A 24,382-nucleotide genomic window follows, 5' to 3' on the forward strand; every position below is an offset into this window, starting at 1 on the left:
CACGGTTGCCGGTTTTTATTATTTTTTTTAACGTTATCAGAGTAAACAATACTTATCAACGGCTTTTCAACGGAGTTAGAGCGTATGATAATCGAACGCTTTTTTGCTGGAGCATTGTTATTGACGGTGCTCGGTCTTCTGTATTTGGCATGGGGTTATACGGCTCCGATTGCTTATGACCCTTTAGGACCGAGGCCTTATCCTGTACTGATTCTTTCCCTACTTGCTTTATGCTGCCTGTTTTTGATTATACGGCCGCGCGGCGAACATATTGATTTAGGTTACACGCCGGCTATTTTGAAAAAAGTCGGTTTGTGTATTGTATTTTTGGCTGCTTATGCGGTTCTGTTTGAAATTTTTGGCTTTCCCATCGCTACCGCCTTGATGGCTTTCGGTGTAGGAAAACTGTTCGGCGGCAAAACTCTTTATTGTGCTATTACCGGTGTTATACTGGGCGGACTTTTGTATCTACTGTTTAACTCATTGCTTGATGTGCCGCTGCCATTGGGCTTTTTCGGATAAGTGGCGGGGGTATATAAATAATGGAAACTTTAGAATATTTAATGTCGGGTTTTCAGGTGGCCTTGATGCCGAAAAACCTGCTGCTGGCATTGATCGGTGCTTTTATCGGCACCATCGTCGGCATGTTGCCCGGATTGGGGCCGATTAACGGCGTAGCTTTGTTGCTGCCTTTTGCTTTTGCTTTGGGATTACCTGCGGATTCGGCTTTAATCTTGCTGGCTGCGGTTTATCTCGGCTGTGAGTATGGAGGCAGGATTTCTGCCATTTTGCTCAATGTGCCGGGAGATGCTGCGGCGATTATGTCCACGCTTGACGGTTATCCCTTAGCCAAGCAGGGCAAGGCGGGCATTGCCTTGTCTTTATCGGCGGCCAGTTCGTTTGTCGGCAGCCTGATTGCAACCATCGGTGTCGTTCTGTTTGCCCCTTTGCTGGCTCATTGGGCCATTGCATTCGGCCCTGCGGAATATTTTGTCTTGATGGTGTTTGCGATTACCTGCTTGAGCGGTTTGGTCAGCGACCAGCCTGTAAAAACCGGCGTGGCAGCACTGATCGGCTTAAGTCTGGCTATGGTGGGTGTGGATGCCGTAACCGGTGTGTACCGTTTTACTTTTGATTCGGTTAATTTGTCGGACGGAATTCAGTTTACCACCATCGTTATCGGCTTTTTCAGCATCAGTGAAATTTTAATTATGCTGGAGCATACTGAAAAAGGCCAAAAAGCGTTGGAGCAGGGCAAGCGCACTTTGTTTAACCTGAAAGAATTTTTGTTCAGCTTGGGTGCGATTGTGCGAAGCGGTGTGGCCGGTTTCTTTATCGGTATTTTGCCGGGTGCCGGAGCAACCATTGCCAGCGCGATGTCGTACACCAACGAGAAAAAAATTGCCGGTAAAGAAGGCGATTTCGGCAATGGCGATTTGCGCGGCATTGCGGCTCCCGAAGCAGCCAACAATGCTTCTGCCTGCGGTTCGTTTATTCCCATGCTGACTTTGGGCGTGCCCGGCTCAGGTACGACTGCGGTAATGATGGGCGCACTCACGCTTTACAATATTACGCCCGGCCCGCAATTATTCAGCGAGCAGCCTGATATTGTGTGGGGATTGATTGCCTCTCTGTTTATCGGTAATGTAATTTTGCTGGTACTCAATATTCCCTTGGTAGGCTTTTTTGCCAAGTTGCTGAATGTGCCGAACTATATTTTGATTCCGGCCATTGCGGCAGTAAGCTTTGTAGGCGTGTATGCGATTCACAGTACGACTTTCGACTTGATTTTGATGGTGTGTTTGGGGATTTTCGGTTATATCTTGCGTAAATTGCATTTTCCGCTTTCGGCCTTGATTTTGGGTTATGTATTAGGCGAGCTGATGGAATCAAGCCTACGTCGTGCGTTGTCTATTTCGCAAGGCGATGTGGGTATTCTATTCAATGGTGTGATTGTGCAGGCGTTATGGGTGCTGTCTGCGTTTATGGTTCTACTGCCGATATACCGTTGGCTGCGCCGCCGTAAAGCGGATTAATACTGTTAGCAATATGATTGCAAACTGCATATGGTTTCATTAAGAATATGTACCGTATGCAGTTTTTTGTTATATATTGTCGGGAAGTTGCAGTATGGTTCTAAAGTATAGGTAAATTGCGCAAATGAATACAACATTTACCAAATATCCTATCGGTTTGGCAGGGGCTTTCGTCGGCGCATTAGTGGCTAACACAGTAGGTCTTCCGATTCCGTGGCTGCTTGGTTCTTTGCTGGCAACCGCCGTATTGAGCCTGAACGGCCTACCTGTAAATGCGCCGGGATTGTGCCGCAAAGCGGGCTTAACCATTATCGGGGTTTCTTTAGGTCTATATTTCACTCCTGATATGGCTGTTCTGTTGCTCGAATATTGGTTCTGGTTGCTTTTGGGCATGGTGTTTTCCATTACCTTGGGCGTAATCGGGAGCTTGCTGCTTTACCGTTTTGCCGGTGTGGATTTTGTAACCGCTTGGTTTGCTTCTGCTATGGGAGGAGCCAGTGAAATGGCACATATGGCCGATCAGAAAGGCGCACAAGTCGACAAGGTAGTATCGGCGCATTCTTTACGCGTGTTGATGATCGTAACCATTGTGCCGTTTTTTTACCAGTATATGGGCTATCAAAATATAGACAACAGCGTATTGCAGCAAAACACACAGATACATTGGGGCGGCTTATTGCTGTTGTTTGGTTTGGCTTATGCGTTTGCCCGTTTTTTTGAATGGCGCAGTTGGTCGAATCCATGGACATTCGGTCCTCTTTTAATAGCGATTTTGCTAACAATTTCTGACATTCATTTATCTGCTATGCCGCCAGTGATTTCCAAAATCGGCCAACTACTTATCGGCTGGGCTTTGGGTAACAAATTTTCACAGGGTTTTTTTAAAAGCGCACCACGCTTATTAAGTGTTGTAGCCGTCAGCGTAACCATGTCGTTGGCACTCACCGCTCTAGCGACTTATATTGTGGCAAGTATCAGTGGAATTCCATTGCCTACATTAGGTTTAGGATTATCGCCGGGAGGGGTTGCAGAAATGACGATTACTGCAAAAGTATTGCAACTTGGCGTACCTATTGTGACGGCATTTCACGTTTCCCGTATGGTGGCGGTAATTGGGACCGCTGGAATTTTATGCCGATTTATGGAAGGTTGGCTTAAGCGACATATGTAATCCAAATAAATAATGAATGCTTGTTTGAAAGACCTTTCAGACAGGCATTTGCTTTGGTGTGATATTGAAGGCTAATCTATTTCATCTCATTTTGTGATCATGCTTTGGAGTGTTAATGGGAAAATATTCAGAAAATCATTGATGTGTCGGCTTGGATGGTTGATTTGCCAGCGTATACGGCCAAGTCGCTAAATGATATGGTTAGCCTGGGTAGAAACTTTCAAGCGCAGATTCTATTACAGAGGTGGTGGGTAAAGCATTGTTTAGGCGCGTAGCGCTGGCGGTGGATAATTTAGGGGCTTTGGAAGCAATATTCATTTTAAGGATTCTCGTACAACATTCTAAACAGCTCTTTGTACAAATCATCATGCTTATGGTTGAAGCGGAAGTTGTTTCTTTTATGGAATTCGGTTTCTTTTAAATGTAAGTAAAATGTATGCTTTGGCACATCGTTAAAGTGTACCAAACGATGCTTGGCATAGCTCCAAAAGGATTCGATACCGTTGATATGCTGCGTACAGCGGACAAACTCATTGTCACTGTGATGCACTCTGAAATGCTTCGCAAAGCCCATGTCAACCAATCCTTGATAGCCGCGCCAACCCTCGGTATTGATGACGCTATCTACCGGGATATGGCCTCTGATGACCTTTTGCAGCGTGACTTTAGAGGCATCGGGGACGATTTCGGTATACACTTTGTCACCGCGTTTCAGAATACCAAAAACGATGGTTTTACCGCCCGCACCGCGACCGCGTTTGCCACGAACACGCTTGGCACCGAAATAGGATTCGTCCAATTCCATGATACCGCACAAAGGTGTCTGTCGCTCGCATTCTTCAGCCAAACGCCGGTGCAACTTCAGGTACAGACTGTTGATGCTTCTGACACTGATTCCTGTCAGTTTGGCGGAATTTGGGTTCGGTAATTTTGCTGAACTTTTGATACTTGTTTTTTTAATTCCATTTCAGAAGCTTATCACTGTATTTGGTGATTTTGCTTCCTAAGCCCCTGTATTCATGGATTCAGTTGAAGCCGGTGTGCCTTGATGGTAAAACAGTTGCCACTGTTTATTATCAAGAATCCAAATAGATGAACGCCAAGTGTAGAAGCGGGTATTTTGAGAATCAGTGGAAACAGAAAGGTATGTAAGCAGGGCTTGTTGCGGGCCGAGGCTGTGTATGCGGTGGTAAAACGAATGGGTGGGCGATGCTTCAGTGCAGCTTGTCAGATAATTGATAACCGTTTCTCTTGTGTAAGGGTTGCCTGAACGGCCGATCTCGTGAAACCGAGGATGCAGTAATACTTGCAGGCGTTCGGCGGAGCACAAAATCCCGTTGTGGTGAAGCTCGGATTCTAATGCGATAAGGTGGGCTAACAAATCTTTCAAAGCATAATCCTTTTTGATAAGTTTAAAGGCTGTCTGAACATGATTCAGACAGCCTTTAAACTTGAAAATTCGGTGGCCTCGCCGACAGGAATCGAACCTGTATTTTACGCTTAGGAGGCATACGTTCTATCCGTTGAACTACGGCGAGGCTGTACAAGTTTAAGAAATGCGGGCCAATGATTGTTCGGCCAAAGAGCGCATGGCTTGGGTAACTTCATTATCGGGCAGTTTATCCAAAGAAGCCAGCGCCTGTTGCACTGCAATACGCGCCTGCTCGGTGGAATAGGCCAGCGCATCAGAATTGACAACGTGATGGTGGATTTTTTCGAAATAGCTGCGGTCCGCATTCTGCAATGCGGTACGCACGTCTTCAGCTGCTTCAGCGCTGCCTTGGCGCATCAGGTAAATCAAAGGCAATGTTGGCTTGCCTTCGGCCAGATCGTCGCCCACGTTTTTACCGATTTCCACTGTGTCGCCAGAATAATCGAGAATATCGTCAATCATTTGGAAAGCTGTACCGACATACATACCGTAGTCTTTCAGCGCCTGCTCGTGTTCGGGTGATGCGCCTGCCAGAATCGCGCCAACTTGCGCCGCCGCTTCAAACAGTTTGGCTGTTTTATATTGGATAACTTGTACATATTCCGCTTCAGTGATGTCGGTATTGCCGATGTTCATCAACTGCATCACTTCGCCTTCGGCGATAATGTTGGTAGCATCCGCCATCACTTCCAGAATTTTCATGCTGCCGGAGCCAACCATCAGTTGGAACGCACGTGTATAGAGAAAATCGCCCACCAGCACGGCAGCAGCATTGCCAAACAGATTATTGGCCGTTTTGCGGCCGCGGCGCAGCTCACTTTCGTCTACCACATCATCGTGAAGCAAGGTAGAGGTATGGATGAATTCCACCATTGCGGCAAGCGAGTAGAGTTTGTCATCATCATAGCCCAGCGATTTTCCTGCCAGAATCGTGATAATCGGACGCAAGCGCTTGCCGCCGGCACTGATAATGTAAGTACCGATTTGCGAAATCAGCGCCACTTCCGATTGCACGGCGCGGTTTATCACGACATTGACGCGACCTAAATCAGCTTCAAGATTTTTTTGAAAATAAGGCAGGTTTTCGAGCATGATGAACTTTCGGTTCAGGCAGTTTGCCCTTGCGGGCCGGATCAGCAATAAAAAATACAGCGCGCAATTATATCAGTAACCATCTTGAAATGCAGCAATCGAAAAAGCCGGGTTGTTTTTAGATAAGTCTTTGACAAAAACCAATAAACATAATAAAATCGCCGATTCTGTGTGTAAACGCAGTATTTGTTAACCAAATTCTCATGGAGTTGAGTATGTACGCGGTCGTAAAAACCGGCGGTAAACAATACAAAGTTGCCGTTGGCGAAAAATTGAAAGTAGAACAGATACCTGCCGAACTCGACAGCCAAATCGAACTGACTGAAGTTTTGATGATTGCTGACGGCGAGTCTGTAAAAGTAGGCGCACCTTTTATCGAAGGTGCGAAAGTAACGGCTAAAGTGGTAGCCCATGGCCGTGGCGAGAAAATCCGCATTTTCAAAATGCGCCGCCGCAAACACTATCAAAAACGCCAAGGCCATCGCCAAAATTTCACCCAAATCGAAATCGTGGCAATCGCTTAATTTTTTAACATTTTTAGGAGTAAACACAAATGGCAACTAAAAAAGCTGGCGGTAGCTCTAAAAACGGTCGCGATTCAGAAGCCAAACGCCTAGGCGTGAAAGCCTTTGGTGAAGAACTGATTCCTGCGGGTTCTATTATTGTCCGCCAACGCGGCACCAAGTTCCATGCCGGTGAAAACGTGGGCATGGGCAAAGACCACACTCTGTTTGCTAAAGTAGATGGTTATGTGGAATTCGCCGTAAAAGGCCGCTTGAACCGTAAAACTGTAAGCGTTCGCCCTTATACCGGCGCGGACGAGTAATTTCAGAATTATTTCTGCGACAAACCCTGCTTAGATATTAAGCAGGGTTTTCTGTATTTTTATAGGAACGTTGAATGTTATAGCTGTGAAACTCAAATTTTCATACAAAGCGGCGAGCCATGCAGCAATTTAAGTTTATTTGCTATAGACGACTTATACATCTAAATGTGCTGTTAAACTGACAGAATCGATAATGCCTGTCTGAAAACATAGGTTTCAGACAGGCATTGTCTTATTCAGGCTGGATGGAAACAGGCCGTTCGGTAAAGCGTAACTCAGTGAGTTTTTTGGTTAAGCTATTTAAGATAAAGCCATAAGCCGGTAAGAAAAACAGCATGCAAATTACCAGTTTGAACAGATAATCTACAAAAGCAATGTGCGGCCAGTTCGCAGCCATAAATTCATCGCTGCTGGCGTAAAAAGCGATAGCAAAAAACAGCAAGGTATCAACTGCATTGCCGACAAAAGTGGAAGCCGTCGGCGCAATCCACCACGATTTCAAACGGCGCAGTTTGTTAAATACGAAAATGTCCAACAATTGGCCGACAGCATAAGCGGAAAAGCTTGCCAAAGCAATGCGGAATACAAATAAATTAAATGCAGCCAATGCGCCCCAGCCTGTCCAGCTGCCGTTGTGGAAAACGACCGATAAGATATAAGAGAGCAATAAAGCAGGCAACATTACCCAAAAAATAATCCGGCGTGCCAGACGCTGGCCGAAGATGCGCACGGTTAAATCTGTGGTTAGAAAAATGAATGGAAAAGTAAGCGCACCCCAAGTTGAATGGACTTCGTAACCGTTCGGCAGCGTTACGGTAAAAGGAAATTGCACCAGATAATTACTGATGGCAATAATGGCTATATGCAGAAGAGAAAGACGCAGCAAGGCTTTGCGCTGTTGTGCAAGGGAAAATTCATACATGATTTATTTTCCTTATTGCATGTCGTGCTTGAACAAACGCTCTTGCGCTAATTTTTCAAACGGCGTGTTAGGACGACCGTAATTGGCAAAAGGGTGAATGGCGATGCCGCCGCGTGGTGTGAATTCGCCGAATACCTCAATGTATTTCGGCTGCATGAGCGCAATCAGGTCTTTCATAATGATATTCACGCAATCTTCATGAAAATCACCGTGATTGCGGAAGCTGAAAAGATAGAGTTTCAATGATTTGCTTTCCACCATTTTGATATCGGGAATGTAGCGGATGTGGATGGTGGCGAAGTCCGGCTGGCCCGTCATCGGACAAAGGCTGGTGAATTCCGGGCAGATGAATTTTACGAAATAATCATTGTCTTGATGTTTGTTGTCGAACGCTTCCAAAATGGCGGGCGTATAAGTGGACGGATATTGGGTTTTCTGGCTGCCTAAGAGGGTAATGCCGCCCAATTCTTCGATTTCTCGGGTCATTTTTGATTCCTTAGTTTTTTAATGTGGGAGTTTGCGAACCACAGGGAAAGGGCGGTATTTTAGATTAAATACTGGATTTTGCAAGAAATTATTTTCTATTTGATAAAGATGGGATGCCTGTCTGAAAATTGCTTTGTCATGAGAATAAGATAACTGTTTTGATGATGAACGGATGTATAAAAATGATGAATGGTTTTGTTAAAAAACGGTAAAACCGTTTGTAGGAAAACAGAAACCGTATGTCGCGATTGTTGGTAAAAATAATATACAGTAGTTAGTATCGCTACATCAATAACGCCGAGCGTGAAGTTTGTAAATCGCTTAATACATTACCAATAATACCGATACAATACGAGAACATCATCATGAGTTTTACACAAGCCGGGCTGGAACATGCCCTGAAACAATTGTCCGAACAATTGCCTGATTTTTCAGAGCGTGAAGCGCATACCATGCGCTTGCTGCGTATCACATCGGATCGATTGAGCAGCCGTCAGAATGAACTTTTAAAAGAATATGGTATTAATGAAAATCTGTGGTTCGCCATTTTATCCGTATATATCAGCCCCAACCATGAAATTCTGCCTTCACGTTTGAGTGATCTGATGGATTTAACCCGCACAAGCGCAACACGTTTGTCGGATGAAATGGTTGGTCGCGGCTGGATTGAACGCAGCATGAACGAAAAAGACCGCCGTCAAATCGTGCTGAAGCTGACCAAAATGGGTGAAGATTTTATCAAAGAAGTACAACCGCATATGAGCAAAGGTTATGCGCCGTTGTGGAAAGATTTCAGCAAAGAAGAGTTTGATCAGTTGCAAGCACTGTTAGGTAAAGTTTTAACCAGCTTGGGTGCTTGATTGCTGTATCCTGAGATGCTTTGGATAGGGCTGTTGTTATGATAGTATCGTAGCAGCAGCCTTTATTTAATCAGGTTTGAGATGGGTATTAGATATATTAAGCATAGTGTAGGCTTTGCGGTTTTATGTTTGTTGGGTGCTTGTGCGCAGCTGCCTAAAGAAACAGCATTGACAATGCCTTCCGAGCATTCGCTTGCATCCGGGCAAACTTTTGCAGCGAGCGAAAAATGGTGGTTGTCGTTAAAAGACCCGCAATTAAACAAGTATATTGATGCGGCATTAAAAAACGCGCCTTCTTTGAAAATCGCGCGGGCGCGTTTTGAGCAGCTTCAAGCCGAGTTGGGTATTGTAGATCAAGAAAGTAAAGTTCAGACAGGCATTGTTTCAGAAGGAAAAGGTGTGTTACTAAATCGACGGCCTTCTGCTTCATTTGCCGAACCTGACCGCAATTTCAGGTTGGCACACATTTCGGCACAAGCTAAATGGTCGTTTGATTTTTGGGGGAAGAATAAAGCGCGTATCGCATCTGCGCTGGGGCGGCGGAATGCTGCTTATTATGAAATCAGGCAAGCGGAAGTTTTGTTGGCACATTCAGTGGCCGCGCAATATTTTACATGGCAAAATCTGGTGGCACAGCAGGATATTTTGAACCAGCGCATTGAAAACGCCAAACAAATCGAAAAATTGATGCAAGAACGGGTAAAGGCAAATATTGCTGCCCCGTCTGCCGTGTATGAGCCGCAGCAAATGCAGCAGCAGTTGATGCAGCAAAAATTGCAGTTAGATAAAGAAATCGCGCATGCCCGTCATGCTTTGGCGGTGTTGACCGGAAAACGGCCCGATAGTTTAGACAAACAAAAACCGGCTGCGATGGTTGATGTGCCAAATGTAAAAGTGAGCGGTTTAAAGGCCGACATATTAGGTCGTCGCCCGGATATTGCGGTGCAACGTGAGTTGTTGAATATGCGCAGTCAGAATATTCGTGAGGCTAAAGCGGATTTTTATCCGAATATAGAATTGAAATTGCTGGCGGGCCTGTCGCATCTTGATGCATTTGATTTGGTGCGCGGTAATTCAGCAATGCTGGGCGTGATGCCAGCACTTCATCTGCCGATTTTTACGTCAGGTGCTTTACGTTCGAAGCTGGCAAAACGCAATGCCGAATATGATGAGCAGGTGGCAATCTACGATCAAACGGTTTTGGATGCCATGCGGATGGCTGCGGATGCGATTGCCGACTATCAAAATCATAAGGTGCAACACGCACAAGCCGGGCAGACAGCAGCAACCGCGCGCAAAATTTCTGCGAGTATGTTGCGTCGGGTAAATGCAGGGCTGGAAAACAAAGCCGATTATTACCGTAAGCAAGATGATGTGTTGCAGCAGCAAGCGGTGGTTTTTGCAAAACATTCGGAAGCGCTTTCGGCATGGAGCAATCTGCATGCGCAGCTGGGAGGCGGCTTTAGGGAAGAGCAGCATTTGTAATACGATTCATAAAATTCCATTCTGCATTTTGTTAAAACGGAAATATAATGATAAATAGCCTCCTAAATTTGTGTTTGCGCAGGGGGTAAACCAGAAACCTTGGTTTCAATTCGGGATAAAACCTTATTTCAGACAGGCATAAGTAAAGTATGCCTGTCTGAACATCTATAGAGAATAACGGTTAGATAAACTAATGAATAATACAGAAAACCAATCTTTACCGGCGGAAAACGAGTCAGTTCAAACAACAAACCGCCACAGAAAGCGCAATATCACGCTGCTGATTTTGCTGCTGATAGCGATCGGTTTGGGGTTTGCCATGATGTATTTTTTAATTTGGCAATATGAACAAACAACCGATAATGCCCATGTGGCCGGGCATTCCGTGCAGATTGCCCCGCAAATTGCCGGAACTGTGCGCAAAGTTTCGGCAGAGGATACTGAAATTGTCAAAAAAGGCTTTGTATTGGTAACCTTGGATGACAGCGATTACCAGTTGGCTTATGAGCGCGCACAAAATGAATTGATTCAAGCGATCCGGCAAAATAAGCAGCAAGTAGCAGCCGGCGCGCAAAGCAAGGCTGCAGTTTTGGCGCGCAAGGCCGACTTGGCAAAAGCACAAGTGGATTTACGCCGCCGCGAATCTTTAGCAGGCAGCGACGCGATTTCGGGAGAAGAGCTCAGTCATGCGCGGGCGGCAGTGGTGCAGGCACAGGCCGCTTTGAGGGCGGTGGAAGCCGAGCAAGAAGCTGTTCAGGCTTCATTAGGAAAGAATCTTCCTTTACGCAAGCAACCGGCTGTACAAAATGCGGTAAGCCACATAAAAGATGCTTGGTTGAACCTTCAACGCACGCAAATACGCGCACCGGTTGACGGGCAGGTGGCAGAGCGTCATGTGCAAATAGGTCAGCAGGTTGCAGTTGGTATGTCTTTGATGTTGGTGGTGCCGCTCAATGATTTATGGGTGGAGGCTAATTTTAAAGAATCTCAGCTGAGAAAAATGCGTATCGGCCAGCCTGTAACCATGACATCTGAGATGTATGGTAAAAAAGTGGTTTACAACGGCAAAGTGCTGGGTCTTTCTGCTGGATTGGGGAAGCAGCATATTGTGGACGAGCAAGCAACTAATGCCCCGGTTAAAGTGATTCAGCGGATGCCTGTGCGGATCAGCTTGGATCCGAAAGAGCTAGCCGAAAATCCGCTCCGAGTGGGATTGTCAATGACAGTTAAAGTCAGCACGATAGACAGCAGCGGCCCGATGATAGCCTCGGCGGCCCGTAAAAAAGCAGAGGAGCCGGAAAGCAATGCAGTAGATTGGACGCAGGTGGAAATGCTTATTGAGCAAGTTTTTGAAAAATACTCAAAATAAGTTTTCAGACAGGCATTGGCCAATCAAACTGTTTGTGCTGATACATTCTTTATGCCCGGACTTGGATCGGGCATTTTTAATATTCGGCAGATGAGGGTGAGTTGTACAGTCAATCAGCACATTGATATAAGGCAGCAAAAGTTTATAGTGGCATTCCCAATAAATTGCTACAAAAGGCAATGCCTGTCTGAAAGATGATTTCAGACAGGCATTGCTTATTTGATTGAACAATATTTCAATTCAAATATCAATCCTGAATTTGCTTGCGGAAGATTTTCTTGTCAACCAAATAAACCAAAAGCAAAACAGGCAACCCCAATACAGCAGTAAAGAGGAAGAAGTTCTGATAACCAACCTTGTCCACAATCATGCCCGAATAACCGCCTAAAACTTTGGGCAATAAAGTCATCAAAGAGCTGAAAATCGCATATTGCACGGCGGTAAAGCGGATATTGGTTAAAGCAGAGAGAAACGCGATGAATACCGCTCCTGCCAAGCCGGCAGCCAAATTGTCGAACGCCACAGCGGTGTACATCAGTGCCATATCGTGCCCGCGGTTAGCCAAAGCAATAAACATTAAATTCGTTGCCGACGCCAGAATGCAGCCCAGCATCATCATCTTCATCAAAGAAAAACGTTGCGCCAACAGGCCGCCCAAAAAACCGCCTGCGATTGTCATAATCAAGCCGAAAGTTTTAACAGCAGCAGCAATGTCTTCTTTTGAAAACCCCAAATCCTGATAAAACACATTGGAAATCACGCCGGCCACAATGTCCGAAATACGGTATACCCCGATCAAAGCAAGCAGCAGCAGAGCGGATTTGCCGTAGCGGTGGAAAAAATCCATCACAGGATCCAGCCATGTTGTCTTTGCCAGGCGGGCAGGCACCAAGCCGCTTTTAACAATCAGCAGGCAGGTAATGGCGGCCGAACAAGCACCAATAATCAGCCGGACGGCTTCGATTAGAAATGCACCCAACACACTTTCCGTTGCGGGCAATATTTTCCCCGAAAAGGCAAATGCTGCCACAAACGCCGCAGCCATAAACACAAATAAAAGCAGCAAGCGGAAGTTGTCGCCCGAGCGGCGTGGTGCTTCCAAATGCCTGTCAGAAACATCGGGTTCGCGGCAGAGCAGGGTTGTCAGGATGCCTATACCCATCGTTAAAGCCATAATCAGGTAAGTGTTTCGCCAAGCCTCATACAGATAAGCGCCTTCTTTAGATCCAAGCCAAGAAGCTAAAAACAACGCGCCTGCGCCCGCTACGATCATGCCGATTCGATAGCCGGCATTGTAAGTCGCTGCGGTTACGGACTGCATCGCATCATCACCTTTAGCCACTTCGATACGGTAAGCGTCAATCACCACATCTTGTGTTGCCGAAGAAAAACCCAGCAATACAGCCGCTGCCGCCATCACCGTAAGCGCATGTTGGTCTAAAGGGTTAATCAGCGCCATAAAGCAGATTGCCGCCACAATAAGCAGCTGCGCCAGCAGTAACCAAGAGCGGCGCTTGCCAAACAGCCTGCTTAACAATGGAATGTGAAGCGAATCAATCAAAGGCGCCCATACGAATTTGAACGAATAAGCCAAAGCCGCCCAGCTGAACATCGTTACCGTGCTTCGATCCACACCTGCTTCGCGCAGCCACAAAGAGAGGCTGGAAAAGATAAGCAAAATGGGGATGCCTGCAGAAAAACCTAGAAAAAACAAAGTAGTCGATCGGCTGTCCAGATAGCTGGCAAAAGCCTTGCCCCAGCTGTTTTGATATGGTGACATGTAACCATCCTAAAGGCCTGTCTGAAAATGTTAGTGCAGAATTACAGTGCAGGCAGGGAATAAAATAACAAATTGTATATTAAATCAATAAAAGTACAACATAAGCGGTACTAATGGTAGGAAATATGCTTTCCTATCAGTTTTGCAGGAAACAAGGTATCGGAGTAAGCCTCAATATGAGGAATGTGCTATATTTCTCAAATTTATTGCTATGTTCGGATGTTTTAATAATTAACAAATGAATAAAATAAACGTCCTATTCTGCTTCCGCGTACTCTTTTGTCATTCATTTTAAACAGATGTGGAGATATTGCAGCATGAATCTGTTTGGAAAGGGTAAAGGTCTTATTTATTTTCAGCCTGCCGCAACCTGTATGATAAAATGCAAAAAATGTATTTATATCCGTTTGTTATGACGTTCGGATTGTCTCAATTACCTAAACCAAGAGCATAGACCGACTAAACTCTAGGGGAATAAGAAAATGTCTCGAAAAATCATGAAACCTATCTGCCAAAGTGTGTTGGGTGCTTTGGTTTTGATGTCTGCAAATACCCAGATTCATGCCAACCCTCGCAGTAACCAGTTTGCAACAGTACCGTTTTTGCTGGATAACTTAACCGTTTCGGAGAATAGTTCCAGAGTAAAACCGAATATTATGCTGTTTATTGACGATTCTGGAAGTATGTCTTGGTCTCCATTTGCCGATAGATACACGAGAAATGGAGAACAATCGCGTCTTGTCGTAACACAAAACGCACTTTATGCGGTATTAGATGAGAACAAACAATCGGGCGTGAACTGGGGGCTTAAAACACTGCATAACAACGGAAAACAGGACTTAATCGGCTATACTCCCGATGTTGAGGATATCAAGCAAAGGGTTGGTAAAATTAATCCGGGAGGGAAAACACCTACCACACGCCGTTACTATAACATCGTAACCGAGATGATGGGGCATGAGCATACGAAATACCGCTGCCAGAAAAATTATATTGTTTTGCTGTCGGACGGTGATGCCAACGTGAGCTGCAATTCACGAGGAACGTTAGACTTTAATTATCGCGGTAACGCGTATTTTGATCAAAACCGAAGCCCCGACCGTTATTTTAAAGCCCGTAATGCTGCCGGTACCGGCTATTGTATAAGGCCGGGTAAAGGGGTGTCTGATGCATACCACGAATTCTGGGACGGGCCGAAAGGTTTAAGTTATTTTAGTGAAACTCTTGCAAATGAAGACTTCAGAAAAGGGGGCTTGGATGCAGCAGGAGTAAGCTGGGATGACCCGACTTTTCGCAAACAAACGATAGAAACCTTTACAGTGGGCTTTAGTTCCGGCGTAAGAGAGAAAGGTTTGAAGTATTTGAAAAACGGAGCTGTTGAGAAAAAAAATTTTTTCCAAGTAACAGATCCTACCAAGTTGAAAGATGCATTTGCCGCGATTGTTGATAAAGCTTTGCAAAGCAGCTCAAATTATGATGTGAAAAGTTCAGGTAGTCCGGTTCCACCGTCAGTCGTTGGTGCAGCTTCTTCCGGCAAGAATAAAAAACCCGAATCGGCTATTGCCGTGCAATTGGATAGTGGTTCATGGAGTAGTGAGATACGTTTTTATGATATCGATGATGTCAAAAATAGCCAAGGCAATCAGAATATTATTTACAAACAACCTGATTTTGACGGACGTAAAACATTAATCAATGCCGGTGAAAAAGGGGTGCATTTTGTCGATAGGCTAAGCTTAAATAATGCACACGGTTTGAATAATGACTTTTTTGATATTGAAAATAAGGAGACAAACGAGGATGAGTGGTTGTCGCTGTTAAGATGGACGGCACGGTTGTCAACCGGTAAAGAGGTTAATCAAGATGGTAAAAGCAAAGGTTATTCACAAGTTTATCGAGAAATTGACGGTGAAAAGCGTTATATCGGCGATATTATGGACAGCCGCCCGGTTTCAATCGGCGAGCCGTCAAACGGTCGTCAAGAGTTTTTGGTAACAGCGGCAAATGACGGTATGGTGCATTTGTTTCAAAGCAAAAATAGTCCCGATCATCCCTATGGTCTGAAATTGAGTTATATCCCCGCTACTATGGAACGTGGTGGAACGTTAGATGCGGGTGGTGAGAATGTAGCAAAAACTTTGAAAGAATTAGCACATGAAGAATACGGTAAAAATGTCGAACACCCGCACCGCTATTTAATAAACGGGGGATTTACTGTATTGGGTACGCCCGTGGATCAGAACGGTAAGCGCAGGTTTTTTATGTTCGGTGCAATGGGACAAGGCGGTAGGGGTGCTTATGCCCTGAATGTCGGCGGCTATGACCGTTCAAACAACCGTCCGGTTGGTTTAAACAGTAATGAGAGTGATTGGGATACCAAAGTACCTTTATTTGAAACCGTAAAAGGCACAGAAAAAAATAAACTCGGTTATACCGTTAGTACGCCTAAAATAGGACGTATATTGGTAGATTCCAATAACAGCGGTTCCCGTTATGTCAGCTATGCCGGCTTCTTAGCAAACGGTTATATGGGGCAACCTACTCAGGGAAATGTACCACAGGGACATGAAACAGCATTATATGTTTATGATATGTTGGGTCAAAATGCGGTTACCGGTGCATCAATCAGCGGTCAAGAACCAGGAACTTTGATTAAAAAAATCGAAGTGCCCAACGGTGTGGGAGGATTATCTACACCTGTGTTGGTTGATGCCAATTTGGATGGCATTTATGATATTGCCTATGCCGGTGATTACGGTGGCAATATGTATCGTTTTGATCTGCGTGGCGGACAAGCGGCATGGAAGGTAACCCGTATTTTCAAAGGAAGCCCTGAGCGTCCGATTGTTGCAGCGCCTACTGTGTCTTACCGTCCCGCTAGAAGCGGTAAAGGCAAAACTTATATTGTCATTTTTGGCACAGGCAGCGATATTTATCACAATGATGCTGAAAATAAACATACTCAGGCCATTTACGGTATTTATGACGATATAGACAGTCAACCTACCGAAACAGCTACAACGGGTAATTTACTTACCCAAACCTTTATCTCTGATGGTGTAGACGGTAAAGCAAGACCTCTCTACAGATTGACTAATCATAAGTTTGACCCGCAGATACACAAAGGCTGGCAGATTGAGTTAAACGATTTCAAAGAAGGTGAAAGGGTGGTAACACAGGCGCAGATGATTCTGCGTACTGCTGTGCTTGAAACTAGGGCATATGAAACTGTAGTGGAAGAGATTACACCCCCTGCAGATTTGTGTATTCCGCAGCAGAGAAAAATCGGTATTAAACCAAGCAGCCGCCAAATTCAGATAAACAGTACGAATGGCGGGGCATTAACCATTAAGGATGCCCGTATCAACTTTGACAAAAGGGTTGTCAATAATACTCCGCCGAACGGTGGAAACGGCGCACAGATTTATTTTGCGAATGCACGTGCGTTTTCCAACAGTTTGGTCAGCGGAACTTATGTGCCGGCTGCGCTTATGGATAGCCCAATAAATAGTGATGGACAAGGCGGCGGTAATGGAGTGGATAAAGATGTTGGAAAATCTGCTACTGATGAGAAAACCGACGTTGAAGAAAGAAAATCAAATGCCTGCTTCCGCTCAACCCAAAACCAAACCTTTATTACGGCGCAAACAGAGGGTGGTTTGTCGGCAGATGATGTGCACGGGCCCAAATGCGGACAAAACATCCGTCGTATCAGCTGGCGTGAGCTGATTTAAGCATCGTTAAAAACAATGCCTGTCTGAAAGTTTTCAGACAGGCATTTCGTATCATCAATCATTCAACAAAGACAAAAGGGAAAATAATGAATCCTTCAATACAAAACGCATTACAGCAGCTTAATACGCTGATTCTGGGGAAAGAAACGGTAATGCAACAGCTGCTGGCCTGCGTGTTGGCAGGCGGGCATGTTTTGCTGGAAGATGTGCCCGGTGTGGGGAAAACCACCTTGGCACATGGTGTGGCGGCTGTGCTGGGTTTGAATTACCGGCGTGTGCAATTTACCAATGATATGCTGCCTTCGGATTTGCTCGGTATCAATATTTACCGGCCTGATGAGGGTAAATTTGAGTTTCATCCCGGGCCGGTGTTCCATTCGTTTTTACTGGCGGATGAAATTAACCGTGCTTCACCTAAGCTGCAATCGGCTTTGTTGGAAGCGATGGAAGAAAAACAAGTGTCGGTGGATGGAAAAACCTACCGTTTGCCGCGTCCGTTTTTGGTGGTGGCCACGCAAAATCCGGTTGAACAGCTTGGTACGTTTCCTTTGCCGGAATCCCAGCTCGACCGTTTTATGATGCGCTTGAGCATGGGTTATCCATCTGAAGAGGCTGAAAAAAGGTTGTATTTGGAAGGGGATAAACGGCAAACCTTGTCGGCTGTCAAAGCGGTGTGCAATGCGGAAACTTTGGTGAAATGGCAGCAGCAGGTGGCTGAAGTGAAATGTTCGCCTGCGGCGGCGGAATATGTGTTCAGGCTGGTACAGGCAACCCGCCAGCCGGGGCGATTTGTGACCGGATTAAGCCCGCGAGCGGGTTTGGCGGTGATTGCGGCGGCTAAGGCTTGGGCGTTTATACAGGGTAGGGCGCATATTTTGCCGGACGATGTAAAAGCAGTTTGGGTGCCTGTGGCAGCGCACCGTTTGCAATCTGTGCAGCAGCAACACAGCAGCCGTCAGATTTTGGAAGGTTTACTCAATCATGTTGCCGTTTCGTAAACCTATTCACCCTGAAAAGCAGCCGGAACCGGTGGCTGTGGGGCGTTTCCGCTTGCGGCCTACGCGCTTTGGTGCCGGGATGTTGGCGGCGGTGGTAGTGCTTTGGCTGGTGGGCTTGCAGTATCAAGTGAATTTGGCTTATGCCATATCGTTTTGGCTGCTGGGTTTTGTGTGTGTGGCAGTGTTGCTCAACATGCGCCAGTTTTCGGCTTTGAAAGTGGGCTTGAGGGTGCCGCAGGAAGTGTTTGCCGGCACGGAGGCACAATTGGCGCTTGACGTGGTAGAACACCGCGGGCGCAGCCGTTGGCTGTGGCTGCAGGTGGATAACCAGACTGTCGAAAATACACTGCCGCGCTGGCTTGATTGGCGGATTGATGCGAAGCGTCCCGAACCTTTTGTTTGGCAGGTGGTGATGCTGCGGCGCGGTTATTTGCACGTGCCTGAGCTACAAGTGGCGAGCATCGCGCCTTTCGGGTTGAGTATGCTGCAAACAGCATGGCACTGGCAGACCGAATCGTTGGTTTATCCTGCGCCTATCGAGCACAAAGTGCCACAAGCGGCTTTGCCCGACGGAGAAGAAGACCCTGCACGCCCGCGCATTCAGGGCGGTGACGAATTGGCTTATTTGCAGGAGCACCAGCCAGGAATGTCGCTTCAACATGTGGCTTGGAAAACTTATGCCAAAACAGGTGAAATGTTGGATAAGCGTTTCGAAGAGCCGCAGGCGGCCGTGCGCAATATGGTGATTTCCTATCGGGATTATCCGGCTCAGGCCGATAAAGACCGGTTGGCAGGGATGTTGTGCTACCGTGTGCTGGAAGCAGAGAAAACCAAGCTGCCTTATATTTTGGAATTGCCGCAGCGTACTATTCCGCCGCAGAAAGGCCAGCGGGAAATGGCTTTAGCGGCTTTGGCGTTGTTGTAGTTGGTTATCCAAATAATGACGTTACATGAGCCGTATTCGGGCTTGAACTAAGTATCTTGAATTTCAGTAATTTTCGGAGATATTCAGACTAAGCCCGCGCATGACGCTACTGTTACTATGTGAGTGGTTTCACTCCGGCTTTAAACAATAATTCAATTAGGCTGTGCTTAAACCAAGTTTTCAGACAGGCATTCTTTTACATGATGCCTGTCTGAAAATACAGCCCGACACATTGCGATTTAATTCATTATGTTTATCCAAAACCCTCCTTTTTTATCCGGGCAGCCGCGCCCTGCCGTGCAGGCTGCGATTTTGTGCGTGCTGCTGATGTCGGCTTTGCCTTTAATGGCAAACCTGCCGGGCGGCGTGATGCTCACTTTTGCCGTGTTGCTGGCGGGGCGGTTTGTGCAGATGCAGGCCGGTTGGCACAAAACGCCGCTTTTGGTTCTGTTGTTGTTGGCTGCGGGGGCGGGTTTGCTGGTGTGGCTGCAGGTGGGTTCGGTCATCGGCAGGGAAGGCGGCATTTCGCTGTTGCTTTTGATGGTGGTGCTCAAAGCATTTGAAAGCAGCACGCGGCGCGACTGGCAGGTGCTGTTACTGTCTATGTTGTTTCTGATGGGCGGCGGAGTGTTGTTCGACCAAAGCCCGCTCACCGGCGTATGGGCGTTGCTGTGCCTGTTTGCCGCCAGCGTGTGCTTCGGTATGCTGGGCGGTTTGTATTTGAAAGATGCAGCCAAAACAGGCGCGTTGGCTTTGGTGTTGACGCTGCCGCTGATGGTGGTGCTGTTTGTGGCGGTGCCGCGTAAAAGCGAGCCTTTGTGGGGTATTCCGCAAAAAAGCAATCAGGCCAAAACCGGGCTTTCCAACACCATGCAGCCGGGCAGTATCAGCAATCTGGTGCAAAGCAACGAATGGGTGGCCAATGTAACGTTCAAAGGTGCCGTGCCTGCACCTGAGGAACTGTATTGGCGCGCGATTATCATGACCGATTTCAACGGCACGAGCTGGCAGGCGCAACCCGATAACACGGTTGACGATGCACGTGCAGACGGCATGTCGGGGCAGACCGTTTCCTACCAAATCATTTTGCGTGACCAAAACGGCGTGATTCCCGCGCTTGACCAGCCGACCGGCAGTTTTCCGAAAAGCATCACGCGCCGTTTGGGCAATATGCTGCGGGCGCAACGCAGCTACGAAGGCTTGCGCCGCCTTGATCTGCAAGCCCAATTGGGCGGCAAGTTGCCTGATCAGCCCAATCCGGCCGTTTTGCAGCATTATCTTTACCTTCCGCCGGGCAATACACGTTCGCGCGTGCTGGCGCAAAGCTTGGCGCAGCAGTCGGCCAATTCGCAGGCATTTATTCAGAAAGTGCTGGCTTATTACCGCAAAAATGCGTTCAGCTACACTTTGCAGCCGCCGCTCACGGAGGGTGCAAGCAGCGTGGATGCGTTTATGTTTCAGACCAAGCAAGGATTTTGCGAACATTATGCGCAAAGTTTCGTGGTGATGATGCGTGCCGCCGGTTTGCCTGCAAGGGTGGTAACCGGTTATCTGGGTGCGGACTATATCGCCGAAGGCAATTTCTGGCAGATTCGTTCCAAAGATGCGCATGCTTGGGCGGAGGTGTGGTTGCCGGAAGAAAAAGTGTGGCTGCGGGTGGATCCGACTGCGGCGGTGTCATCAAACCGGGCGGCGGGCGGCTTGCAGCAATCTTTGCCGCAAAATGAGCAGGGTTTGGTGCAAAACGACGGCGGCGTGTTTGCCAAGTGGCGTGAAACCGGTCAGTATTATTGGCAACAATGGGTGGTGAATTACGACCAGAGCCGTCAAAACAACCTGTTTGCCAAGCTTGGCTTGGGCGGATTCGGCTTTGCCGCTTTTGCACTGGTGCTGGGCATCGGCGGCGCGCTCGCGCTGATTCCCGTGTTTTTATGGTGGCGCAAAGGCCGCAGAAGCGATCAGAACCCGCTGGAAGAAGGTTTTACTCTGCTCAAAACGGCATTGTTGGGCATGGAAGACGAAACGCGTTACGGCGTAACCGCATCCGAATTGCGCGCCTTGATGCGGAAAAACGGTTTGCAAGACGTGCAGCTGGAGCGGGTGTTGGTGCAGTATGAGGATTGGCAATATGCGGCAGACCGGCAGCCGACACAAGCGCAGCAGCATGCTTGGTTGAAACAGGTAAGAAAAATTGCGGCTGCTTATCAGAAACAGGCGGACAAATCGGTTTCAGACAGGCATTAGAAAAGCCTGGATATGGTGGTGAATGTAATTGATGGCAATGCCTGTCTGAAAAAGTTTCAGACAGGCATTGTGGCTTTAAGCGGGTTGAACAGGCTCTTGGCCTATATTGCGAATCATTCCCTCGCCTTTTGCGGCCGGGTTTTAATCGGCAAATCGCGCCTTTCATTGGCGGCGGCTGAGCGCTGGTGTTCGGTGTAGAAAAAGAGTGCAATAATCATCAAGGCAACGGTAAGCAGCCACAACAGATATTTCGCGCGGGGAACCGGCTGCTCCGGCTGGCGGAAGCCTTTCGGCATCGGGCTGGAAATGCGTTGGGAAGAAGGCTCTTGAATGCAGGCGGCAGATTGGCGGGCAATCCATTCATCATGCTTGCGCCGCTTTTCCGGTGTGGTCAACACTTTGTAAGAGCGGTTGATGATGCTCATCACGCGGTGTGCATCAGGGTTGTCGGGGCAGCGGTCGGGGTGATATTGTTTGCAGAGCGCACGATAGGCCGCGCGTATGGTTTTTAAATCGGCATCGCGGGGGACTTTGAGATTATCGTAGTGGGTGTGCGGTTTTTTCGGCATTGCGCTGCGGCAAATTCTTTATTTAAATAGCCTTATTATATCAATGCCTGTCTGAAAAGAGTAAGAATATTGCTTTCAGGCAGGCATGTTTGCGTGTGATTTAAAGCGCCCAACTTTTTGCCAGCTGATTCACCAAATCATCTACTTCGTTTTCCGCTTTTCGGATGGACGCGGCTAAACGCTCGTCGGCAAATTCATCGTATTCCACCGCGATATTGTGGCTTTGTGTGATGCCGAGATAGCCGAAAGCGGTTTGAATGGCCGGCTCGACATGGTTGCGCCCGCTGATTCTGCCGCCTTCGCCGTAACCATAATCACCGCGCGACGAGAGAATAATCAGGCGTTTGCCCATATCGGCCAACAGCGGCCAATAAGGTTCGCCTTCACGGTTGCGGTCGAAACCGAAAGTTCGGCCGACGCGCACGATATTGTCGATATAGGCTTTGAACTGGGCGGGCGGGCCGAAATTATACATCGGCACGCCCGCCACAATGATGTCTGCTTTAATCAGCTCATTAACCAATTCATCGCTTTGGCGCAAAACATCGCGCATCCACTGCTCACGCTGCTGTTCGGGCGTGAAGGCAGCATGAATCCATGCACCGCTTACCGGCGCAGGCGGGTGCTGCCCGATATCGCGGTAGATCATTTCCGTATTTGGGAGGTGCTGCCGCCATTGTTCGACAAAGCGTGCGCTCAAGCGGCGGGTGTGCGAACCATGCGGATCGTGGCCGGACAAGCCGCTGCGGGCGCTGGCGTCTATATGAAGGAGGGTGGTCATAATCGGATTCCTTTCAGATGAAGAAAATAAATGTGTATTGATTGTCTTGCTTGTTTACTCTTGCTACAAACGATATATTCTCAATTTATAAATCAATTTAATTCATCTATTATGCGAAAGCCGAATTGTTCCCTTGATGCGCTTTATGCGTTTGAAGCGGCGGCGCGTACCGGCAGCTTTAAATCGGCGGCGGCCGAGTTGAATGTAACCGCCACTGCCATCAGCCACCGCATCCGTTTGCTGGAAACGCAGCTGGGCAAACCTTTGTTTGTCAGAAAAGTACGCGCGGTGTCGCTCACCGCAGAAGGCCGCATGTTGTTTGATGCTGTGGCAGAAGGTTTTTCAGTTATCACCGCCGCGCTGGAACGCATTTGCCAACCCGTGCGCCAAGCTGTCAGCATTTCGGTAACACCCGAATTCGCAGGGAAATGGCTGGTGCCCAAGCTGGCTGCTTTTCAGACGGCCTTTCCGAATATCGACCTCCATATTCATGCCTCTTATGAGCCTGCCGATTTAAAATCGGGCGCAGTGGATTTGGCGGTGCGCTACGGTAACGGGCACTATCCCGAGGTGCAATCGACGCCTTTGTTTCAAGAATGTTTTGCGCCAGTGGCCAGCCCGGCCTTATTGGCCGGATTATCGAAGCAAGTGCGGGATTGGCCGCTGATTCATCTTGATTGGCACCGTGATACGCATGATGCGGTGGATTGGAATAGGTGGGCTGATGCGGCGGGAGTGCCGCGGGCGGATGTGCAAAGCGGAATCCGTTATTCAGACGGCAGCCATGCCATACAGGCAGCCGTTGCGGGGCAGGGCGTGGCCTTGCTGAGTTTGAAACTGGTGCGGGAAGAATTGGATTTGCAGCTTTTAAGCATAGCGGCAGAACTTTGTTTATATGATAAGTTTTATTGGTTGTGCGAGCCGCGGCGGCATGCGGACACGCCGGCGGTTCAGCAAGTTAAGGCATGGTTGTTGGCGCAGGCGGGTTGAGGCGGGGCGACAAATGTTTATTGATATTCCTATCTCCGAACTCTGTATAATTACAGCGGTTTAGTTTTAATGCCTGTCTGAAAACGATTGAACATGAAATGGATATAAAAATGAAAAAAGCGATTGGGATGTTGGTATTGTCTTCATTATTGGCCGCGTGTGGCGGTGGCGGCGGCACGGATAAAATCGGCGAAGCCAGCACGGTGTTCAATATGCTGGGCAAAAACGACCGCATTGAAATCCATGCGTTTGACGATCCGCAAATCAAAGGCGTTACCTGCTATATTTCCTACGCTAAAAAAGGCGGCCTGAAAGAAACGGTAAACTTGGAAGAAGACGCGTCCGATGCTTCCGTATCCTGCGTGCAGACCGCGCCGCAAATCACTTTCAACGAAACCGAAGTAGCCAAACCGCAGAAGATTTTTAAAAAAGGCTCCAGCTTTATTTTCAAAACCCTGCAAGTGATGCGTTATTACGATCCCGCGCGCAAAGTGTTTTCATATATGGTGTACAGCGACAAGGTGATTCAAGGTTCGCCCAAAAATTCGATGGACGCTTTTTCCTGCTACACCGGCGCGCCACTGGACGCGGCCAAAGTGAGTGTACAGCCGAACCAGCAGATTCACGGCTCGTGCATCGTTACGCTTGCTCAGAAATAAACAGCAAATAAACTTTAAAATAG

At 47.5% G+C, this 24,382-nt stretch carries 21 protein-coding genes, 1 tRNA gene, 1 pseudogene and 1 riboswitch; of the genes and pseudogenes, 14 read left to right on the plus strand and 9 right to left on the minus strand.

Translation table 11 applies throughout. The features are described from left to right. The first annotated feature begins 84 nt into the window (after nucleotides 1-84). The 3 genes from AKG09_RS03385 (at nucleotide 85) to AKG09_RS03395 (ending at nucleotide 3,207) form a co-directional block, all read left to right on the plus strand. The gene (locus AKG09_RS03385) at nucleotides 85-522 is read left to right on the plus strand and encodes a tripartite tricarboxylate transporter TctB family protein (protein WP_054618077.1); all 438 of its coding nucleotides are present in this window, start codon (nucleotides 85-87) and stop codon (nucleotides 520-522) included. A gap of 20 nt (nucleotides 523-542) precedes the next feature. Further along, nucleotides 543-2,036: a tripartite tricarboxylate transporter permease gene (locus tag AKG09_RS03390; RefSeq protein ID WP_054618078.1), complete on the plus strand. Its 1,494-nt coding sequence runs from the start codon at nucleotides 543-545 to the stop codon at nucleotides 2,034-2,036. Nucleotides 2,037-2,160: 124 nt separating this feature from the next. After that, entirely contained in the window at nucleotides 2,161-3,207 is a 1,047-nt protein-coding gene (locus tag AKG09_RS03395) for an AbrB family transcriptional regulator (protein ID WP_054618079.1), read from the plus strand. Between the two features lie 319 nt (nucleotides 3,208-3,526). On the opposite strand, the pseudogene AKG09_RS03400 reads toward AKG09_RS03395, so the two are convergent. The 4 genes and pseudogenes from AKG09_RS03400 to AKG09_RS03410 all read right to left on the minus strand — a co-directional run bounded on the left by AKG09_RS03400 (nucleotide 3,527) and on the right by AKG09_RS03410 (nucleotide 5,731). Continuing rightward, nucleotides 3,527-4,136: pseudogene (locus AKG09_RS03400) on the minus strand (IS1595 family transposase). 74 nt (nucleotides 4,137-4,210) lie between these two features. Next, nucleotides 4,211-4,597 carry a DUF4440 domain-containing protein gene (locus AKG09_RS11605; RefSeq protein WP_197272104.1) on the minus strand — a complete coding sequence of 129 codons (387 nt, stop codon included), beginning with the start codon at nucleotides 4,595-4,597 and terminating at the stop codon, nucleotides 4,211-4,213. A gap of 73 nt (nucleotides 4,598-4,670) precedes the next feature. Next, nucleotides 4,671-4,745 (minus strand) — tRNA-Arg (locus AKG09_RS03405). 11 nt (nucleotides 4,746-4,756) lie between these two features. After that, complete coding sequence (locus AKG09_RS03410; protein ID WP_054618081.1) at nucleotides 4,757-5,731, minus strand: polyprenyl synthetase family protein; 975 nt, start codon at nucleotides 5,729-5,731, stop codon at nucleotides 4,757-4,759. Between the two features lie 215 nt (nucleotides 5,732-5,946). Between AKG09_RS03410 and rplU the strand changes: the two genes are divergently transcribed. Then, nucleotides 5,947-6,255, plus strand: coding sequence for a 50S ribosomal protein L21 (gene rplU, locus AKG09_RS03415; protein WP_009117569.1), 309 nt, complete (start codon nucleotides 5,947-5,949; stop codon nucleotides 6,253-6,255). A gap of 29 nt (nucleotides 6,256-6,284) precedes the next feature. After that, complete coding sequence (rpmA, locus tag AKG09_RS03420; protein WP_009117568.1) at nucleotides 6,285-6,557, plus strand: 50S ribosomal protein L27; 273 nt, start codon at nucleotides 6,285-6,287, stop codon at nucleotides 6,555-6,557. 232 nt (nucleotides 6,558-6,789) lie between these two features. On the opposite strand, the gene AKG09_RS03425 is transcribed toward rpmA, so the two are convergent. Further along, on the minus strand, nucleotides 6,790-7,479 hold the full coding sequence (locus AKG09_RS03425) for a 7-cyano-7-deazaguanine/7-aminomethyl-7-deazaguanine transporter (RefSeq protein WP_054618082.1): 690 nt from the start codon (nucleotides 7,477-7,479) through the stop codon (nucleotides 6,790-6,792). A 12-nt stretch (nucleotides 7,480-7,491) separates the two neighbouring features. Continuing rightward, a complete protein-coding gene (gene queF, locus AKG09_RS03430; protein WP_054618083.1) occupies nucleotides 7,492-7,965 on the minus strand; it encodes a preQ(1) synthase in 474 nt (157 codons plus the stop codon). A gap of 4 nt (nucleotides 7,966-7,969) precedes the next feature. After that, nucleotides 7,970-8,013: riboswitch (PreQ1 riboswitch) on the minus strand. A gap of 317 nt (nucleotides 8,014-8,330) precedes the next feature. On the opposite strand from queF, the gene AKG09_RS03435 reads away from it, so the two are divergent. The 3 genes from AKG09_RS03435 to AKG09_RS03445 all read left to right on the plus strand — a co-directional run bounded on the left by AKG09_RS03435 (nucleotide 8,331) and on the right by AKG09_RS03445 (nucleotide 11,679). Beyond that, a complete protein-coding gene (locus AKG09_RS03435) occupies nucleotides 8,331-8,825 on the plus strand; it encodes a MarR family transcriptional regulator (protein WP_054618084.1) in 495 nt (164 codons plus the stop codon). Between the two features lie 81 nt (nucleotides 8,826-8,906). Beyond that, nucleotides 8,907-10,310 (plus strand): efflux transporter outer membrane subunit, encoded by a 1,404-nt coding sequence (locus tag AKG09_RS03440; RefSeq protein ID WP_054618085.1) that lies wholly within the window; start codon nucleotides 8,907-8,909, stop codon nucleotides 10,308-10,310. Between the two features lie 193 nt (nucleotides 10,311-10,503). Then, nucleotides 10,504-11,679: an HlyD family efflux transporter periplasmic adaptor subunit gene (locus AKG09_RS03445; protein ID WP_054618086.1), complete on the plus strand. Its 1,176-nt coding sequence runs from the start codon at nucleotides 10,504-10,506 to the stop codon at nucleotides 11,677-11,679. Between the two features lie 247 nt (nucleotides 11,680-11,926). Here AKG09_RS03445 and AKG09_RS03450 read toward each other — a convergent pair whose 3' ends face one another. Next, entirely contained in the window at nucleotides 11,927-13,459 is a 1,533-nt protein-coding gene (locus AKG09_RS03450) for an MFS transporter (RefSeq protein WP_054618087.1), read from the minus strand. 482 nt (nucleotides 13,460-13,941) lie between these two features. On the opposite strand from AKG09_RS03450, the gene pilC reads away from it, so the two are divergent. The 4 genes from pilC to AKG09_RS03470 all read left to right on the plus strand — a co-directional run bounded on the left by pilC (nucleotide 13,942) and on the right by AKG09_RS03470 (nucleotide 21,360). Next, the gene (pilC, locus tag AKG09_RS03455) at nucleotides 13,942-17,193 is read left to right on the plus strand and encodes a PilC family type IV pilus tip adhesin (RefSeq protein WP_082391757.1); all 3,252 of its coding nucleotides are present in this window, start codon (nucleotides 13,942-13,944) and stop codon (nucleotides 17,191-17,193) included. An 86-nt stretch (nucleotides 17,194-17,279) separates the two neighbouring features. After that, the gene (locus AKG09_RS03460) at nucleotides 17,280-18,191 is read left to right on the plus strand and encodes a MoxR family ATPase (RefSeq protein ID WP_054618089.1); all 912 of its coding nucleotides are present in this window, start codon (nucleotides 17,280-17,282) and stop codon (nucleotides 18,189-18,191) included. After that, on the plus strand, nucleotides 18,175-19,116 hold the full coding sequence (locus AKG09_RS03465; RefSeq protein WP_054618090.1) for a DUF58 domain-containing protein: 942 nt from the start codon (nucleotides 18,175-18,177) through the stop codon (nucleotides 19,114-19,116). Before AKG09_RS03460 ends, AKG09_RS03465 begins: the two co-directional genes overlap by 17 nt. Before the next feature lie 249 nt (nucleotides 19,117-19,365). Beyond that, nucleotides 19,366-21,360, plus strand: coding sequence for a DUF3488 and transglutaminase-like domain-containing protein (locus AKG09_RS03470; protein ID WP_054618091.1), 1,995 nt, complete (start codon nucleotides 19,366-19,368; stop codon nucleotides 21,358-21,360). A gap of 113 nt (nucleotides 21,361-21,473) precedes the next feature. Here the strand turns inward: AKG09_RS03470 and AKG09_RS03475 are convergent, their stop codons facing one another. Together AKG09_RS03475 and AKG09_RS03480 are read right to left on the minus strand one after the other, a co-directional pair. Continuing rightward, the gene (locus AKG09_RS03475; RefSeq protein WP_054618092.1) at nucleotides 21,474-21,929 is read right to left on the minus strand and encodes a J domain-containing protein; all 456 of its coding nucleotides are present in this window, start codon (nucleotides 21,927-21,929) and stop codon (nucleotides 21,474-21,476) included. 100 nt (nucleotides 21,930-22,029) lie between these two features. Beyond that, the gene (locus tag AKG09_RS03480) at nucleotides 22,030-22,710 is read right to left on the minus strand and encodes an FMN-dependent NADH-azoreductase (protein WP_054618093.1); all 681 of its coding nucleotides are present in this window, start codon (nucleotides 22,708-22,710) and stop codon (nucleotides 22,030-22,032) included. A gap of 111 nt (nucleotides 22,711-22,821) precedes the next feature. Between AKG09_RS03480 and AKG09_RS03485 the strand changes: the two genes are divergently transcribed. Both AKG09_RS03485 and AKG09_RS03490 read left to right on the plus strand, forming a co-directional pair. Beyond that, complete coding sequence (locus tag AKG09_RS03485; protein WP_054618094.1) at nucleotides 22,822-23,700, plus strand: LysR substrate-binding domain-containing protein; 879 nt, start codon at nucleotides 22,822-22,824, stop codon at nucleotides 23,698-23,700. Nucleotides 23,701-23,810: 110 nt separating this feature from the next. After that, the gene (locus AKG09_RS03490) at nucleotides 23,811-24,359 is read left to right on the plus strand and encodes a CreA family protein (protein ID WP_054618095.1); all 549 of its coding nucleotides are present in this window, start codon (nucleotides 23,811-23,813) and stop codon (nucleotides 24,357-24,359) included. Nucleotides 24,360-24,382 lie beyond the last annotated feature (23 nt).

It is taken from the genome of Neisseria sp. 83E34 (assembly GCF_001308015.1).
Classification (GTDB): Bacteria; Pseudomonadota; Gammaproteobacteria; order Burkholderiales; family Neisseriaceae; genus Neisseria.

Excerpts from the sequence above, each read along its gene's own strand:
- AKG09_RS03465 (WP_054618090.1), top strand. The coding sequence starts at position 18,175 with ATGTTGCCGTTTCGTAAACCTATTCACCCTGAAAAGCAGCCGGAACCG.
- AKG09_RS03450 (WP_054618087.1), bottom strand. The coding sequence starts at position 13,459 with ATGTCACCATATCAAAACAGCTGGGGCAAGGCTTTTGCCAGCTATCTG.
- AKG09_RS03425 (WP_054618082.1), bottom strand. The coding sequence starts at position 7,479 with ATGTATGAATTTTCCCTTGCACAACAGCGCAAAGCCTTGCTGCGTCTT.
- queF (WP_054618083.1), bottom strand. The coding sequence starts at position 7,965 with ATGACCCGAGAAATCGAAGAATTGGGCGGCATTACCCTCTTAGGCAGC.
- pilC (WP_082391757.1), top strand. The coding sequence starts at position 13,942 with ATGTCTCGAAAAATCATGAAACCTATCTGCCAAAGTGTGTTGGGTGCT.
- AKG09_RS03485 (WP_054618094.1), top strand. The coding sequence starts at position 22,822 with ATGCGAAAGCCGAATTGTTCCCTTGATGCGCTTTATGCGTTTGAAGCG.
- AKG09_RS03480 (WP_054618093.1), bottom strand. The coding sequence starts at position 22,710 with ATGACCACCCTCCTTCATATAGACGCCAGCGCCCGCAGCGGCTTGTCC.
- rpmA (WP_009117568.1), top strand. The coding sequence starts at position 6,285 with ATGGCAACTAAAAAAGCTGGCGGTAGCTCTAAAAACGGTCGCGATTCA.
- AKG09_RS03445 (WP_054618086.1), top strand. The coding sequence starts at position 10,504 with ATGAATAATACAGAAAACCAATCTTTACCGGCGGAAAACGAGTCAGTT.
- AKG09_RS03410 (WP_054618081.1), bottom strand. The coding sequence starts at position 5,731 with ATGCTCGAAAACCTGCCTTATTTTCAAAAAAATCTTGAAGCTGATTTA.
- AKG09_RS03440 (WP_054618085.1), top strand. The coding sequence starts at position 8,907 with ATGGGTATTAGATATATTAAGCATAGTGTAGGCTTTGCGGTTTTATGT.
- AKG09_RS03490 (WP_054618095.1), top strand. The coding sequence starts at position 23,811 with ATGAAAAAAGCGATTGGGATGTTGGTATTGTCTTCATTATTGGCCGCG.
- AKG09_RS03385 (WP_054618077.1), top strand. The coding sequence starts at position 85 with ATGATAATCGAACGCTTTTTTGCTGGAGCATTGTTATTGACGGTGCTC.
- AKG09_RS03435 (WP_054618084.1), top strand. The coding sequence starts at position 8,331 with ATGAGTTTTACACAAGCCGGGCTGGAACATGCCCTGAAACAATTGTCC.
- AKG09_RS03390 (WP_054618078.1), top strand. The coding sequence starts at position 543 with ATGGAAACTTTAGAATATTTAATGTCGGGTTTTCAGGTGGCCTTGATG.
- rplU (WP_009117569.1), top strand. The coding sequence starts at position 5,947 with ATGTACGCGGTCGTAAAAACCGGCGGTAAACAATACAAAGTTGCCGTT.
- AKG09_RS03475 (WP_054618092.1), bottom strand. The coding sequence starts at position 21,929 with ATGCCGAAAAAACCGCACACCCACTACGATAATCTCAAAGTCCCCCGC.
- AKG09_RS03470 (WP_054618091.1), top strand. The coding sequence starts at position 19,366 with ATGTTTATCCAAAACCCTCCTTTTTTATCCGGGCAGCCGCGCCCTGCC.
- AKG09_RS03460 (WP_054618089.1), top strand. The coding sequence starts at position 17,280 with ATGAATCCTTCAATACAAAACGCATTACAGCAGCTTAATACGCTGATT.
- AKG09_RS03395 (WP_054618079.1), top strand. The coding sequence starts at position 2,161 with ATGAATACAACATTTACCAAATATCCTATCGGTTTGGCAGGGGCTTTC.